Here is a 14,791-nt window from a genome sequence, read left to right on the forward strand (position 1 = left end):
TCACCCGCCCGAGCCTTTGGTATCCCATTTGCAGAGCGCGGGAATCCCCTTGTCCGAAACCGCCCACACCCCTACGCTGTGTTTTGTGCCGCTACTGAACAAACTAGGGTCCGGATCCACCACAACCACCAAGCCGCCGAGCGCCCTCACGCGCCTGCGCATCGTCCTGACCGTCTTCTTCGCTCTCGACGGATTCATCTTCGCGGGCTGGGTCGTCCGCATCCCGGCCATCAAGGAACAGACCGGCGCCTCGTCCAGCGCCCTCGGTCTCGCGCTGCTCGGCGTTTCGGTCGGCGCCGTCATCACGATGGTGTTCACGGGCCGTCTCTGCCGCCGCTACGGCAGCCACCCGGTCACAGTCGTCTGCGCGGTGCTGCTCTCGCTGAGCGTCGCACTGCCGCCGCTGACGCACTCGGCGGCGGCACTGGCCGCGGTGCTCGTCATCTTCGGCATCGCGTACGGGGGCATAAATGTCGCCTTCAACAGCGCGGCCGTCGACCTCGTGGCCGCGCTGCGGCGCCCCATCATGCCGAGCTTCCACGCTGCGTTCAGCCTCGGCGGCATGGTCGGCGCGGGAGTAGGCGGACTGATAGCCGGCTCCCTCTCCCCCACCCGCCACCTGCTCGGCCTCACCCTGATCGGCCTGGTCGTCACCGCCATCGCGGGACCCGCCCTCCTGCGGCTGTCACCCCCGGCGGCCCCAACTGATCAACCGGCCAAGGGAAACGCCCCGCACCGCCTCGACGCCCATACCCGCCGCCTCGTCCTGATCTTCGGCTTCATCGCCCTGTGCACCGCCTTCGGCGAAGGAGCCCTCGCCGACTGGGGCGCACTCCATCTCGAACAGGACCTCAACGCCCACCCCGGCATGGCAGCCGCCGGCTACTCCCTCTTCGCCGGCGCCATGACGATCGGCCGCCTCAGCGGAACCACCCTCCTCGAACGCCTCGGCCAGACCCGGGTCATCGTCGCGGGCGGGGCCACCGCCGCTGCCGGCATGCTCCTCGGCGCCCTCGCCCCCACCGTCTGGTTGGCGTTGGTCGGCTTCGCCATCACCGGCCTCGGACTCGCCAACATCTTCCCCGTCGCCGTCGAACGCGCCGGCGCCCTCGCCGGCCCCAGCGGCGTCGCCACCGCCTCCACCCTCGGCTACGGCGGCATGCTCCTCGGCCCACCCGCGATCGGGTTCATGGCGGACTGGTTCACGCTGCCGATCGCGCTGACCAGCGTCGCCGCACTCGCAGGTGTCGCCGCGCTGATCGGGTACACGACTCGGCGGTGAATGCACGGAAAGCAACAACGTCTGAGGCTTATCCCGTACGTGGTCTCCGAGCCGCCTCGGGCGTGGTGGACGCGCATGGAGTTACGGCGCGGCCTGGGTCCCGGGTAGCAGGGCACCGGAGCCGTCGCACGCGTGGTGACTCCTCTGTCGGTGCCTGTCTTGAGGGCGACACGCTGCTCTCACTGCGATGCGCGAGGGATGCCCATACCTGGCAGGAAGCCGCAGGCATGGCTTGCCGACTCCCGGATGCGCCGGGCACGTAGCCGTTCGACTATGGGTGAAACCGTGGGCCCGTTCATGGAGAGGTGTGTCGTGAGTACCGACGCCTCCGCACGCAGGCCTCCGTTGTCCGGCGACGTCCAGGACGTTCTGGCCGATCCGCTGCGGCTGGCCGAGGAGTACGCGCTGCTGCGCGACGTGGTTGAGGGTACTGAGGCGGCGGTGTCGATCCTCGACACTCAGCTGCGCTATCGGTACGTGAATCCGCAGATGGCGCGCATGAGCGGGCTTCCCGCCGACGCCCACCTGGGCCGACCGCTGAGCGCCGTGCTGCCGGGGGTGAAGCGGTCGGACGAGGTGTTGCGCAAGGTGCTGGCCGACGGCACGCCGCGGCAACTGGTGGTGAGTGGACGGACCTGGGCGGACTCGCCGTACGACCGCCGTGTGTGGCGTGCCACCTATCACCGCTTGCAAGATCGGCAGGGACGCGTGCTCGGTCTGGTGGGGATCGCGCTGGAGGTCAGTGGACGGCGTCAGTATGTGGACGAGCTGGAGCGGGCCCATCGGCGTCTGGCCCTCCTCGACACGGCAGCCACGAAAATCGGCACCACCTCGGACGTGGTGACGACCTGCACGGAGCTCGCCAACTTCGTGGTGCCTGAGCTGGCGGACGCGGCCGGGGTCGAGCTGCGTCTTGACGAGTCGGATGTACGGTGGCGGGCACCTCAGGGCGTTCTGCGGCTGCGCCGTACGGCACTCGCCCTGCGGCCTGATCTCGTACCGCTCGCCCAGGCGGCGGCCAAGCCGGGCCAGCTGATCGACTACCAGCCCGGTGCAGCGATCCGGCAATGCCTGGAAACTGGCCGGTCCTGGTTGCGCAACAGGATCACACCACCCGAGTGGCGGGCGGTCGCAGCCCAGCCGGAGCTCGCGGACGGCTACATCGCCGCCGGCTACCACTCGGCATTGGTGGTGCCGCTGATCGCGGAAGGGCACGTGCTCGGCTCGCTGTCGCTGGCCAGGGCGAGCGGCTCGGCGCCGTTCTCCCGCGACGACGCGGTGGTGGCCAAGGAGCTGGCCGCCCGCGCCGCCCAGGGGTTGGCCCGGGCGATGCGCTTCAGCCGCGAACACACCATGGCCCTCGAACTGCAGCGATCCCTTCTCGCCGAGCCCTCCCGCGCACACCAGAACTTGGAGACCGCGGCGCGCTACCTACCGGCCGACGACCGCGCGCTGGTCGGCGGCGACTGGTACGACACCCTGTCCTTGAGCGGCGGTCGCACCCTACTCGTGATCGGTGACGTGATGGGACACGGCGTGGAGGCGGCCGTGGCGATGAGCCACTACCGCTCCACGCTGCGCGCCCTGGCCCAGGCCGGCCTGAAGCCCCACCAGGTGCTGCGGCACGCCGACCGCATGGTCGCCGAATCCGGCTTCGACCGGGTCGCCACCTGCCTGCTCGCCCTGGCCGACCCCCGCGACGGGAGCGTCACCTACGCCAGCGCGGGACATCTGCCGCCGCTCGCGCTCACCTTCGACCAGCGTGCCCGTCTGATCTCCGTGCCGGTCGGCCCGCCGCTGGGCACAGGGCTGGGCGGGTACGCCTCCTCGACCGTGTCTTGCCCCGCGGGCGGCGTCCTGCTCCTTTACACCGACGGACTGATCGAACATCGCGACGAGGACATTGACACCTCCCTGTACCGCCTCACCCGCCTGCGCCTTCCCACCACGGGCCCGCTGATGCGCATCATCGACAAGGCCCTCGAGTCCCTGACCCCTGAGGGCACTGACGACATCGCCCTGCTCGCCGCCCGGTTGGAATGCCCGGCCACGGCTTCGATCAGCCGCACCCACGGCGAGCTGTAGCCGCCGGCCCTCGCGAGACCCCACTGGTGCCCGGGGCCCGAACCGTGCAGGTGTTGCGGATTCCAGGACGTCGCGGTTCGTGCGCTCATCCTGCGGACTGGTCTTCCGGCATGGGCGATTGCCGGCCAGGTAAGCGCCGCACTGGGCGGTGGTGATCAGGTAGCAGACGAGTCCGAGGAAGGCTTCGCGGATGACCCGCCGTGCGGACACGGCCACCGGGGCCGTTGCCAGCTCATCGTGTCAGGCGATCTCAAGTCGCCGCCCGCTCCAGGAGAGTGACGTTCCCTCACCAGCACACATTGCGAAGTCTTGAAGATCTGAGATTCAACGCCTTCACGCGTTAGCCGTCGAACTCTCTATCGCGCACTACGCAGTTGATGATTCATTGAATTGTCGCCACGGACCAGTTCCCCCCTGACGACACATTGACTGCCTTGCAGCGACGGAGAGGTTTGACGTGACGCGGAATGCCGTGATTTCCGGAATGGGTGGCTGCCTACCGTCGCGAGTCGTCGACAACGACCAACTCGCAACGGAATTGGGTGTCTCCGATGAGTGGATCCGCTCCCGTACAGGCATTTCCACCAGGCGTCGCGTCGAACCCGGAATGGGCACCGCCGATCTCGCGGTGTCCGCCGGGCTTGCCGCGCTCGAGTCCGCCGACGCACGTGAGGTGGGGATGGTCATCGTGGCCACGACGACCCCGGACCGCACATGTCCTTCCACTGCACCCGAAGTGGCTTGGCGCCTCGGGCTCGGCAACACACCGGCCGTCGATCTCAACGCGGCATGCTCGGGTTTCGTCTATGCCTTGACGATGGCTTCCGCCCAGATCAGGTCCGGCGAACAGGACAGCATTCTGGTCATTGGCGCCGATGCTTTCTCCACGATCGTCGACCCGCTCGACCGGAACACGGCGATCGTCTTCGGCGACGGCGCCGGGGCGGTGGTGGTCCGCCACGGCGACATGGACGAGCCCGGGGCCGTACTCGCCACGCACTTGGGGAGCGACGGCAGCGGGAGCGACTTCGCAGCCGTGGCGGCGGGCGGGTCACGCATGCCCCGGCCCGATGACACCATTCCCCGGCAGCTGCGCTACGTCGACCTCAACGGGCGCCAGATCTATCTGCAGGCGATCCGCCGCATGACCGCGTCCACCCTGGCCGTCCTGGAGCGTGTCGACTGGACCACGGACAAGCTGGAAGCACTCGTCGCCCACCAAGCGAACCAGCGCATCCTCGACGCGGTGGGAAAGAAGCTCGGACTGCCCGGACATCTACTCATCGGCAACATCCGCGAAGTCGGCAACACGGCGGCCGGTTCCGTGCCGCTCGCCATGACCGACGCGGCCTCCCGGGGCGCCGTCGACGCCGGCGCCCGCACGGTGCTGACCGCCTTCGGCGCGGGACTCACCTGGGGAGCGATCGCGCTCAGCTGGCCGGACCTTCGCCCCGTGGTGCACGCACCCCAGCTCCGGCACCCGTCCGAACAGAGCTGCCCCGCCGGGCATTCCTGACCCCGGCCCGCCCATATCCGCCTCGAAAAGGTAGTTCCAGCACCGAAGAGAGACGAGGAATGCCGTGAGTACCGTGATCTCCCAACTCACCGCCATGCTGACGGAAAGGCTCGGCATCGAGCCGTCGAAAGTGCAGTCCGACGCCACCTTCGAACAACTCGACCTGGACTCGCTCGCCGTAGTGGAACTCACGGAGATGCTGCAGGACGAATTCCAGGTGACTCTCTCCGACGACGACATCACCCACACCAATTCCCTGTCGGACGTCATCGCGCTCCTGCACAGCAGGGGTGTGCTCGCCTGAAGGAGAACCGTCGTGTCCGAACGATTCGAAGGAAAAGTAGCCCTGGTCACCGGCGGGGGTTCGGGAATCGGTGCTGCCTGTGTGCGGCAGCTTGCACGCGAGGGTGCCCATGTCGTGGCCCTGGACACGGACAAGGACGGCGCCCAGCGCGTAGCCGCGTACGACAAGGTTCGTATCCGCGCAGTCCATGCGGACGTCACTGACGCCGACGCCATGCGCCATGCGGTCGACGACCTGATGTCCGAGCACGGAAGGCTCGACATCGCGGTGAACAATGCCGGCGTGCTCGGCGGCCTCGCACCGGTCCACGAACTGGCGTACAACGCGTTCCAGCACGTCCTCGAAGTGAACCTCGGGGGCGTTTTCCACGGTATGCGGTACGAGATCCCGGCGATGCTCGCGTCCGGCGGCGGAGTCGTCGTCAACATGGCGTCGGTGGGGTCCGCCTCCGGATTCGCCGGCGCCTCCGCCTACTGCGCCGCAAAGCACGCGGTGTTGGGCCTCACCCGCAGTGCCGCTCTGGAGTACGCAGCGCACGGGGTGCGCGTCGTCGCGGTGGCGCCGGCCTTCGTCGACACGGCGATCGGTCACCGGCTGCCCCCGGAGCAGAGCGCGGCCCTGGCTCAGCAGTTGGTCTCGGCCCAGGGCATCCAACGACCGGGAACCGCCGAGGAAGTCGCCGAGCTCACATGCTTCCTGGCCTCGGACGCCGCGTCCTTCGTCACCGGCTCGTTCCACCCCGTAGACGCCGGGTATCTGGCGCACTGAGAAGGTGAGGCTGACTCATGGAAAGTCTGTCGACAGCCGTCCTCGCAGCCGCACCGGCGGACGAGTTGCTCCGCGCGGCCATCCCCGCCCAGTACACGGCGGCACACCTGCGCATCGAGGACACCAAGATCTTCGACGCCGTCGCGGACGGCGACGACAGGGACGTGAGCCGCTCGCTCCACGTCGGCGAGGTTCCTATGCCTCAACTGGCCCCGGACGAGGCCCTCGTGGCCGTGATGGCCAGTTCGATCAACTACAACACGGTGTGGTCGGCGACCTTCGAACCCCTGCCCACCTTCGACTTCCTGCGCCGTTACGCCCGGGAAGGGGCCTTCGCGCAACGCCACGACCAGCCCTTCCACGTCGTGGGCTCGGACGCGGCCGGTGTGGTGGTACGCACCGGCGCCGGCGTCACCCGCTGGCGCTGCGGCGACCACGTCATCATCTCGCCCGTCCAGGTGGACGATCACGAACCCATGACCCACGCGGACAGCATGCTCGGCGCGCGCCAGCGGGCCTGGGGATACGAGACGAACTACGGCGGCCTCGCCCAGTACGCCGTCGTCAAGGCCAGCCAGCTGCTGACCAAGCCAGGGCATCTGACCTGGGAGGAGTCGGCGGTCACCATGCTCACTGCGGCGACCGCGTACCGCATGCTCATCGGCAGCAAAGGGGCACGGATCAAACTCGGTGACATCGTGCTGATCTGGGGTGCCACCGGCGGCCTTGGCGCATACGCCGTGCAGTTGGTGAAGAACGCGGGCGGCATCCCTGTGGGGGTGGTGGGTTCCCGGGACAAGGAGAAGGCCGCGCGTGCCCTCGGCTGCGACGTGGTCATCAACCGCCATGACATCGGGCTCACCGGCGCCCGCACCACCCAGGAGGCCGTCGAGCAGGGCAAGCGTCTGGGCAGCGCGGTCCGCGAACAGGTCGGCGAGGACCCGCACGTCGCGTTCGACTACGTCGGCAAGGAGACGTTCGGGCTGTCCGTCTTCGCCGTACGCCGCGGTGGGACCGTGGTGACCTGCGGGTCGAGCACCGGCTACGAGCACCTCTACGACAACCGCTATCTGTGGATGAACTCCAAGCGGATCATCGGCAGCCACGGCGCCAACCTCCAGGAACACGCCGAGTGCAGCCGCCTGTTCAGCCTCGGAAAGATCATGCCGGCCCTCTCCGCAGTCTTCCCGCTGGCCGACGTCGCCAAGGCTGCCCGGCTGGTGCAGACGAACCGGCACACCGGCAAGGTCGGCGTGCTGTGCCTCGCCCCGCAGGAAGGACTCGGCGTCACCGACCCGGAGCTGCGCGCGCGGATCGGGGAGGCACGCCTCAATCCCCTGCGAACCGTCTAGGGATCCGGCGCCACACGGGAGATGCCCCTCGTACCCGCATTCACCGTCCAGGAAGGCACGTTCATGCCCACGCGACCGATCGGCATCCTCGGCACCGGTTCCTACGTCCCTCGGTCGAATATCACCAACGCTGAACTGGCGGCGCGCGTAGGCGTCGACGAGGAGTGGATCCACCGGCAGACCCGCATCACGGGGCGCCGCTACGCCGCGGACGACGAGGCGACCTCCGATCTCGCGACGCACGCTGCCCGCACGGCACTTGACCGGGCCGGCATCGACGCCGGCCGACTCGACCACCTCATCGTGGCAACGTCCACACCCGACTCACCCCAGCCGCCCACAGCTCACCGCGTCCAGCACGCGTTGGGAGCGCAGGGCGCGGCCTGCTTCGACATCAACGCAGCCTGCAGCGGCTTCGTCTACGGTCTCGCGCTGGCCCGGAGTCTCGTCGCACAGCGCCGGGACAGCCGCATCCTGGTCGTCGCGGCGGATGTCTGCTCGCGCTTCCTCGACTTCAGCGACCGGCGGACCGCCGTCCTGATGGGGGACGGAGCTGGCGCGGTCGTGGTGGGTCCCGTAGAGGAGGGGCACGGTTTCCTGGACTTCGAGCTGGCCGGCCGCGGCCACGCCGCCAGGCTGATCAGGGTGGACGCCGGCGGCAGCAGGCTGCCGGCCTCGGCCCGGACGGTCGAGGCCGGGGCGCACTTTCTGCGCATGGACGGCCGTGGTGTCGTCGAGTTCCTGCTGCGGGAATTCCCCCCCTTCATCGACGCGTTGCTACGCCGCGCCGGTGTCACGGCCGATCAGGTAGACCACTTCGTTCCGCATCAGCCCAACGGAGTGCTTCTGAGCAGGCTCGTGGAACGCGCCGGGCTGACCAAGGCACGCACCCACCGCACCGTGGAGGAGTACGGCAACACCGGTGCTGCCTCCGTACCGCTGACGCTCGACATCGCCCACCGCACCCGGGAGTTGCGCCACGGCGATCTGGTACTGCTCGCCGGCTTCGGCAGCGGCATGTCGCTTGGCGCATCGCTGATGCGCTGGACGGAGGTCTCATGAACACGCATGTCCCCGACGACGCATCCATCAGCCGCGTAGGTGTGGTGGGCTGCGGAATCATGGGTGCGGGAATCGCCGAGGTCTGCGCGCGGTCCGGACTGCACGTGCGGATCGTCGTCTCCCGGCCCAGTGCACTGGGGCGCGCCGCCGGACAGCTGCACGCCTCGCTGGACCGGGCCGTGGCGAAGGGGCGGATCTCGGAGGCCGAACGGGAGCGCGCCGTCGGTGCTGCAGAGTTCACGGCCGACCTGGCGGACCTCGCGGACCGGCAGTTCATCGTGGAGGCCGTGCCCGAGGACGCGTCCGTCAAAGCGGGGGTCTTCCGTACCCTGGACAGCCTGCTCGGCGATTCCCCGGCCATTCTTGCCTCCACCACGTCCTCGCTGCCCATCGGCCGGATCGCCGAAGCCACGTCCCGCCCCGGGCGGGTGCTCGGCACGCACTTCTTCAGTCCGGTCCCGGTGGCACCGCTCGTCGAGTTGGTGGGAACACGGTTCACGGAGCCTGCGCTCCTGGACCGGACCGAGTCCCTGCTGACGGTAACGCTGGGCAAGGAGGTCATCCGGGCCGGGGACCGCAGCTGCTTCGTGGTGAACGCTCTGCTGGTGCCGTATGTCATCTCTGCCATCCGCATGGTCGAGTCCGGATTCGCCCGCGTCGAGGACGTGGACCGCGGCATGGTCCTTGGGTGCGGCCATCCCATGGGGCCCTTACGGCTCGCGGATCTGGTCGGACTCGACACCGTCGCCGCCACCGCGCGTTCGCTGTGCGAGGACTCGGGGGAATCCCTGCACGCACCTCCGGCACTGCTCGAGCGCATGGTCGAAGAGGGACGGCTGGGGCGCAAAACCGGCACGGGCTTCTACGAGGACTACCGGTCGGGCGTCACCGATCGCGCATCTGGACACTGAAGTTCGCCGGCCCGGCGCAGGCGACCGCCAGCACGTACGGGCCATAGCGCAGGTCCCGTACTCGGTGCACGGCGCCGCTGCGACCGACGGCGAAATGAAGCCGTCCGTTCCCGCCGACCGGTACCGGCCAGTCCCGCGGGTCGGCCCACAGCCCGGCTCCCACCGCCTTGAGCACCGCCTCTTTACGTACCCACCAGGGCACGAGCGCTTCGGCGCCGCACCGCGCGGCCTCCCGGCGCTCGTCCAAGGTCATGAACCGTCCGAACGCGTCCGGGTCCGGCTGCTGAGCGGCCGGTTCGGCGTCCACACCCAGCTCCCGCGGACCGCCGACAGCTACGGCCAGCAGTCCGGGGCAGTGCGTGAGCGAGAAGCGCAGGCCGGGGCCGGCCGGCGCTTGGACGTACGGTTTTCCCCTACTGGTGCGCGCCAGGACGAGTTCGTCCCGGCTGCACCCCAACTGCGCGGCCAGCAGGGCCCGTACGAGATCCTGGTGTCGGCGGCGCGGCACGTACGGACGCAGATGCAGTACGACTCGGTCCTCAGTCACCGACGGTCGCACCCTGCACCGTCGCCTCGGGCCGGTGTACGGGGTCCGGCGGCAAGGAGCAGCCGACCGTGCCGCGGCCCAGCAAGTCGCCGTGCTGGTTGCGGAGGGTGAAGTCCGCGTTGAGCAGGACACCCAGCTGTCCGCCTGACTGGACGTCGGTGATCTCGATCCTGGTCTCCACCACGTCACCGGCGTACGCGGGGGCCATGAGCTCGACAGTGATCCGGTGGCCCAGGGCGCTGCGGCCGCCGAGCATGGACAGCGCGGCCAGCAGATAGGCGCCGTGCGCGACGGGGCGTTCCACCGCAGGTGACACATGGTGGGCCGCGAGATCCGCGGTGAGTTCGCCGAAGGCGCGGATCATCGAGGCGCTGATGCGGCGGCGCACCACATGGACATCGCCCACGCGCGGCCCGGTCACCGCGCGCCCCCGGACGCGCGCGTGTAGAGCCGCAGCCCGCGCACTTCCGCCAGGACTGTGCCGTCGGGCGCAATGGCCCGTTGCAGGCGATCCGTCGCTCCGCCGGTTGCGGCCGGCCGATGGTGCAGTGTCACTCCCGAGCCGAACAGGCCGGCCAGGGCGAGGTCGTTCGCCTGCGTGTACAGGGTGAGTTCGCTCAGGCCGACCGGCATGGGCGGTTCGTGGGCGAGATGGTGCTCACCGTTCAGCTGCCCGGTGCGGAACATGGCGTCCAGGAGCACGGCGGGAGTCCGGAACTTTGAGAAGGCCGGGTGGTCCGGTGCGATGGTGCACCGCCAGAGCGCCGTCCCTCCGCGGTGGTGTGCACGCAGTCGACGCAGCGAGTCGAAAGTACCGCTGAGCAGATGCGGTCGGTTGGGGCGGCAGTAGACGTCGGGGAGTTCCGGTGCGTCGGACGAGGGCTCCGGGAGGTCGTCGGCGTAGGGACGTTGGCCGATGAACGAGGACAGCCGAACCTGGGCGGACATATGGATCCGGTCGGCCTGGATGACCTTGCCGTCGGGCAGCGTCACATCGCTCAGGAGGCGCACAAAGACCGTGGCCCCCGCGTCGTCGCAGTGCAGGACTTCGGCGTCTGCCTTGAGCGTCAGGGGCGGTCGCCCCGTGTCAGGGAGGCGTACGAACGCCTCGAACTCCACCTGGGCGAAGGACTGCGGCAGGAAGCGCGGCACCAGTGCGGTCGCGGCCTCGGCTGCCAGCTCCAGCATCAACGTGCCGGGCATCGTGGGCCGTCCGTCCACCCGGTGCTCCGAGAGGAAGCCGTCCCGGTCCCTGTCCAATGGCACCCGCCAGCGAGCGCGCTCGGCACTCCGCTCGACGGTTTCCCGAAGGTAGAACGCCTCCACAGCTCTGGGCGGTTGCTTCGGTACGGATGTCGGGTGCGCTGCAGCCAGTCGAAGCGCCGGCAGGTGCCGGTCCTGCTCGGGTGCGATGACAGCATCCCCGGCGTCGGAGGCAGTGGCGCGCAGGATTCTGACGGCGCTGTCGGCTCCCAGGAATCCGGTGTGTGCTGCGGGCCGCGGCTCGGTCGGCGGCTGCCTCTTGCCCTGTGTCCTCTCAAGGCGACGCAGAACCGGGAGCTTCAGTCGTTGTGCGGTGGAGCGGCGGGTCAGGGCCAACGCGAACGCTCCTTCGCGCAGTCGCCGCCCCCGCGCGAGACCGAGCAGCGCGTCGCCGTGCTCCGCGTTGCCCGCCACCGCGAAGACCAGCGCGAACTCCACTCCCCCGGTGACGAGTTGCAGACGGGCCGCTTCGAGTGCGGCGAGCGCGGAGTCGGGTCCCGCCTCGAAACTGAGGGCGGGTCCGTGCAGGTCGTACTGCACGGCCACGCGCGAGGCCATGATGCAGCACAGCAGCCCGGTGTAGGTGTCGGAGATGCCGCGCGGCACCTGTCCACGCACTTCCTCGGCGAGCCGACGGGCGGTGAGCTGCCGGGTGCCCGGCAGCGGATCGTCACCCGTCCTGCGCCGGAAGTCGTCCATCGAGGCGCGCAGTGCATAGGCGACGCTGCCCGCGGTCGGCCCCATGTGACCAAGGAAGACGCCTGTCTCCGCGGCCAGTTGTCGCCAGGCTCCGCCGAGCTCGCGGTCGAGTCCGTGGGCGCTGTCGAGGATCATCAGGTGCGAGCGGTCAAGGGTGTCGAAGGTGGCCGGAGGGAGCCGGCACGCCGCGAAGGGCGGTGGCGGATACGGGGTGGGGAAGGCATCGGCCCATGTCTGTGCACCGGTGGACAGCCATCGCTCGACGGCTGCGCGGTGCGGAGCGCCGGGCAGGTGCGCGTACCAGGCGGTGACCACCACGTCGTCGGCGGATGGCACGGATGCGGTCGCTTCGCCGGCGTGTGCCGAACGGGCCTCAGGCGTCGTTTCAACAGCGAGCGGCCCATCGCTGATGACCGCACACCCGTTGACACCACCGAGACCGTAGGCGCACACGGCCGCGATACGCGGTGCGCTCTGCGTACGGCGCCGCCACGCCACGTCCTCGGTGGGGATGGCCAGCGCGCCACCGCGGAGCAGCGCCGGGTCGGTCACCTCGTCGAACTGCCGCTGTGCGGGGATGAGTTCATGTTCCATAGCGAGCAGGCCGTGGATGACGGAGGCGACGCCGGCCGTCCAGCCGGTGTGTCCGATGAGCGCCTTGTTGGAACTCACCTGCCAGCGCGCGCCGTCCACCAGTTCGCCGAGCATGCGCAGTTCGGCGGCGTCACCGGCCCGGGTGCCGGTGCCGTGGGCGATGATCCACTGCACGTTTGCGGGCACGATCCCGGCCTGCCGCAGGGCGCGCCGGACGGCAAGCTGCTGTCCCTTGGGGTTCGGTGTGACGATCGACGTGCCGGGCCCGTCCGTCGATGCGCCCGTGCCGAGCAGCACGCCGTGGATGCGGTCACCGTCTGCCACGGCCCGGTCGTAGCGTTTGAGCGTCAGCAGTCCGGCTCCCTCGCTGAACACGGTGCCGTCGGCGCCCTTGTCGAAGGGGCGGACACCGCCGGTACGGGGCGCGGCCCGCATCACGGAGCACAGCACATTGGTCAGTCGGTTCAGCACGAAGGTGCTGCCGCAAACGGCGATGTCGCACTCGCCCGACCTCAGGGCCCTGAGTCCGGCGTCCAGGGCCTGCAGGGAACCCGAACAGGCCCCTTGGAGCACCGAGATCTGGATGTCGTCGGGCAGGACCCCGGACGCTGCTGCTTCCACCTGACGCGGAGCGAGGTAGGAGGCGGGGGTTGCTCTTGCCTGCGGATAGTGGTCCTGCAGGCTGCGGCGCACCTCGTCGACCCTGCGCCCGTCCTCGCAGAGCAGCGTGGCCACCCTGTCGACGACCAAGGACTCCTCCAGGCGCTGGGAGGATTCCGCCGCCGCCCCCACGGCAAGCAGCCAGCGGTCCGCTTCCTCGCGCCCGATCCCTTCGGTCGCCTGCAGCAGACAGTGGCGCAGCCACCGTCCGGCCTCGGAGTCGAGGTCCGCCGGCGCACCGCGATCGATGTCCGCGTGCGGGCGAAACCCGGTGACGTACCCCATCTCCCGCCGGTAGACCCGGTCTTCGGCTGTCAGCTCGGGAGCGAAGAGTGTCTCCAGGTCCCACCGCTCATCCGGCGGGCCGAACTGTGGCTCGTCCTGGCACAACACCCGCCAGAACTCCTGGGGCGAACTGGCGCCCGGCACCACGAGCCCCATCCCGACGACGGCGACGGCTTCGCCGCGGTGCGCGCTCACTTTCCGGCCCCGGGAGCGGGGGCCGCGTGGGCCCGTACGAACTCCAGGATCTCGCCCATCGTCGGGTAGGCGGAGACGGCGAAACTGTCCGGCAGGTCGGCGAGTTCGAACCGGTTGAGCACCTTGCCCAGGATTTCGGTCTGCCGCATGGAGGTGATGCCGAGGTCGGCCTCCAGATCGGTTTCGGGCTCGAACGCCTCCGGCGGGTAGCCGAGCGCCTCGACGTACACCGCACGCAGCTCGTCGAAGGTGCAGGTCTCGCCGGGCGGAGCCGGTGCGGCGACGGGAATCTCGGGGGCAGGCAACGCGGTCTCCCGACGCTGCTGGGGAGGTACGCTGCGGCGCTCCGCGGGCTCCGTGCGGGCCGGAGCACCAGGTGTCAGGACGGTGGCGATGAGCGGGGTGAGCAGAGGGCGCGCGGCGCACTCGATGAACTCCTCCACTCCCGTGCTGTGCAGGAGCTGCAGGGCGGTACGCAGCCGCACCGGGCGGGAGATGTGGTCCGCGACGGCGCGCGCCAGGTCTTCGCCGTCCCGGTAGAAGCCGCCGCTGATCGGCGAGTACACGGGTTCGCGCAGCGGGCGCTGCGGCAGGCCTTTGATGTCATGCCAGAGGCGGTCGCTCACGTGCTGATAGGACGGATGGTGCGACGCGAACGGCGTGGCGATCCGGCTGGCCCGCAAGCCCAACTGCTGGGCCAGGTCATGAAGTTCACCGACCGCGGTGGCCGGGCCACAGACGACGGTCTGTGTCGCGGTGTTCTCCACCGCCACCGCGAGCGACGGGTTTCCGAGTGCCGCCAGGAGGTGCTCCGCGCGTTCCGCGTCCGCCTCCAGGACCACCGCTCCCGTGTCCTCACCCAGCAGATCGCACAGGAGCCGGGTGCGGTGCGCGACGATGCGGGCACCGGACACGACGTCATACGCGCCGCCCGCCACCAGCGCCATCACCTCGCCGAGGCTGAGCCCCAGGAGAATCCTTCGATGGCCTTCTGGCCGTTCGGGCAGAGCGCGGTAGGCGGCCAGCGCACCCGCGTAGATGGCCAGATGGAAGGCGATCGGATCCTCGCGCATCAGGGTCGGCAGATCACGCTCCCCGCGTTCGAGCAGCGGTCCGGTCACCGGTCCGCCGTCGAACTCCTGAGAGACCTCGTCGATGACGGACAGGAACCCGCGCACCGTGCCGTCCTTTTCGGCGAGGGAAGCAAGTGCCCCGGGCTGATAGGAGGCAGCCCCGGGAAAGGCGATCAACGTCGGTGAGTCACTCAT

The 14,791-nt window shown here is 69.5% G+C and carries 12 protein-coding genes; 8 read left to right on the forward strand and 4 right to left on the reverse strand.

What is annotated here, in order from left to right; genetic code table 11:
- The first annotated feature begins 85 nt into the window (after positions 1-85).
- From G6045_RS00145 to G6045_RS00180, 8 genes are all read left to right on the forward strand, one after another.
- On the forward strand, positions 86-1,282 hold the full coding sequence (locus G6045_RS00145) for an MFS transporter (protein WP_408056283.1): 1,197 nt from the start codon (positions 86-88) through the stop codon (positions 1,280-1,282).
- Between the two features lie 312 nt (positions 1,283-1,594).
- On the forward strand, positions 1,595-3,367 hold the full coding sequence (locus tag G6045_RS00150) for a SpoIIE family protein phosphatase (RefSeq protein ID WP_328707606.1): 1,773 nt from the start codon (positions 1,595-1,597) through the stop codon (positions 3,365-3,367).
- Positions 3,368-3,839: 472 nt separating this feature from the next.
- Positions 3,840-4,883, forward strand: coding sequence for a beta-ketoacyl-ACP synthase III (locus G6045_RS00155; RefSeq protein WP_328707612.1), 1,044 nt, complete (start codon positions 3,840-3,842; stop codon positions 4,881-4,883).
- A 64-nt stretch (positions 4,884-4,947) separates the two neighbouring features.
- On the forward strand, positions 4,948-5,187 hold the full coding sequence (locus tag G6045_RS00160) for an acyl carrier protein (protein WP_165329632.1): 240 nt from the start codon (positions 4,948-4,950) through the stop codon (positions 5,185-5,187).
- Between the two features lie 12 nt (positions 5,188-5,199).
- Positions 5,200-5,955 (forward strand): SDR family NAD(P)-dependent oxidoreductase, encoded by a 756-nt coding sequence (locus tag G6045_RS00165; protein WP_165329633.1) that lies wholly within the window; start codon positions 5,200-5,202, stop codon positions 5,953-5,955.
- A 17-nt stretch (positions 5,956-5,972) separates the two neighbouring features.
- Positions 5,973-7,307, forward strand: coding sequence for a crotonyl-CoA carboxylase/reductase (gene ccrA, locus G6045_RS00170; protein WP_165329634.1), 1,335 nt, complete (start codon positions 5,973-5,975; stop codon positions 7,305-7,307).
- Between the two features lie 63 nt (positions 7,308-7,370).
- On the forward strand, positions 7,371-8,369 hold the full coding sequence (locus G6045_RS00175; RefSeq protein WP_165329635.1) for a 3-oxoacyl-ACP synthase III family protein: 999 nt from the start codon (positions 7,371-7,373) through the stop codon (positions 8,367-8,369).
- The gene (locus tag G6045_RS00180; protein ID WP_165329636.1) at positions 8,366-9,280 is read left to right on the forward strand and encodes a 3-hydroxybutyryl-CoA dehydrogenase; all 915 of its coding nucleotides are present in this window, start codon (positions 8,366-8,368) and stop codon (positions 9,278-9,280) included. The genes G6045_RS00175 and G6045_RS00180 overlap by 4 nt, the downstream gene beginning before the upstream one ends.
- Here the strand turns inward: G6045_RS00180 and G6045_RS42070 are convergent.
- Genes G6045_RS42070 through G6045_RS00200 form a run of 4 tightly spaced genes read right to left on the reverse strand, consistent with a single transcriptional unit; the run spans position 9,255 to position 14,791 of the window.
- Positions 9,255-9,827 (reverse strand): 4'-phosphopantetheinyl transferase family protein, encoded by a 573-nt coding sequence (locus tag G6045_RS42070; protein ID WP_165329637.1) that lies wholly within the window; start codon positions 9,825-9,827, stop codon positions 9,255-9,257. The genes G6045_RS00180 and G6045_RS42070 overlap by 26 nt on opposite strands.
- On the reverse strand, positions 9,820-10,248 hold the full coding sequence (locus G6045_RS42075; protein ID WP_165329638.1) for a MaoC family dehydratase: 429 nt from the start codon (positions 10,246-10,248) through the stop codon (positions 9,820-9,822). The genes G6045_RS42070 and G6045_RS42075 overlap by 8 nt, the downstream gene beginning before the upstream one ends.
- Positions 10,245-13,523, reverse strand: a complete 3,279-nt coding sequence (locus G6045_RS42080) for a beta-ketoacyl synthase N-terminal-like domain-containing protein (protein WP_165329639.1) — start codon at positions 13,521-13,523, stop codon at positions 10,245-10,247. Before G6045_RS42080 ends, G6045_RS42075 begins: the two co-directional genes overlap by 4 nt.
- Positions 13,520-14,791, reverse strand: coding sequence for an acyltransferase domain-containing protein (locus tag G6045_RS00200; RefSeq protein ID WP_165329640.1), 1,272 nt, complete (start codon positions 14,789-14,791; stop codon positions 13,520-13,522). Before G6045_RS00200 ends, G6045_RS42080 begins: the two co-directional genes overlap by 4 nt.

Origin of the sequence: Streptomyces mesophilus (assembly GCF_011044995.1) — a bacterium.
Taxonomy (GTDB): Bacteria; Actinomycetota; Actinomycetes; order Streptomycetales; family Streptomycetaceae; genus Streptomyces; species Streptomyces mesophilus.

Bases quoted from the DNA above. Each gene is read 5' to 3' on its own strand.
- ccrA (WP_165329634.1), top strand. From the start codon at position 5,973: ATGGAAAGTCTGTCGACAGCCGTCCTCGCAGCCGCACCGGCGGACGAG.
- G6045_RS00180 (WP_165329636.1), top strand. From the start codon at position 8,366: ATGAACACGCATGTCCCCGACGACGCATCCATCAGCCGCGTAGGTGTG.
- G6045_RS00175 (WP_165329635.1), top strand. From the start codon at position 7,371: ATGCCCACGCGACCGATCGGCATCCTCGGCACCGGTTCCTACGTCCCT.
- G6045_RS00200 (WP_165329640.1), bottom strand. From the start codon at position 14,791: ATGAGTGACTCACCGACGTTGATCGCCTTTCCCGGGGCTGCCTCCTAT.